This is a genomic window from Pseudomonas sp. DE0010 (genome assembly GCF_007680745.1).
Taxonomy (GTDB): domain Bacteria; phylum Pseudomonadota; class Gammaproteobacteria; order Pseudomonadales; family Pseudomonadaceae; genus Aquipseudomonas; species Aquipseudomonas parafulva_B.
Genome location: NZ_VEJQ01000061.1, coordinates 1 through 442 on the forward strand (window position 1 = coordinate 1; position 442 = coordinate 442).

Annotated in this window: 1 protein-coding gene; it reads right to left on the bottom strand. The window is 69.2% G+C overall.

Annotated elements, in window-relative coordinates:
• The coding region (locus FS767_RS21610; protein WP_178102763.1) for an AzlC family ABC transporter permease at positions 1 to 442 on the bottom strand (442 nt) is incomplete at both ends.

Genomic DNA, 442 nt, shown 5'->3' on the forward strand with positions numbered 1-442 from the left:
GGCGGCGATGGAGAAGTCCAGGCCCAGGGCACCCAGGTTGGGCAGTACCCGCCCCAGCAGCAGCCCGGCCAGGGTGAAGAGATTCCACAGCAGATAGAAACTCAGGCCCATGCCCAGGGCGCGCCAGCGGTCGAAGCTGGCTGGTTGCTCGGCATGGTTCAGGGCGAAGAATTCGTCGGTGAGCAGGAAGCCGAAGCCCAGCCGCCAGGGCAGTGGCTGGGGCGCCAGGACGCGTCTCAGGTGCAGGCCATAGAGCAGGTGCTGGGAGGTCAGCAGCAGGGTGGTCAGCAGGATGGCGGCGAGGCCCGCGCCGGCCTTGAGCATGCCCAGGGCCACCAGTTGCGCCGCCCCGGCGAACACCAGCAGGGAAAAGGCCTGGCCTTCCAGCACGCTGAGTCCGGTCTCGATGGCCAGGGCGCCGACCAGGATGCCCCAGGGCGCG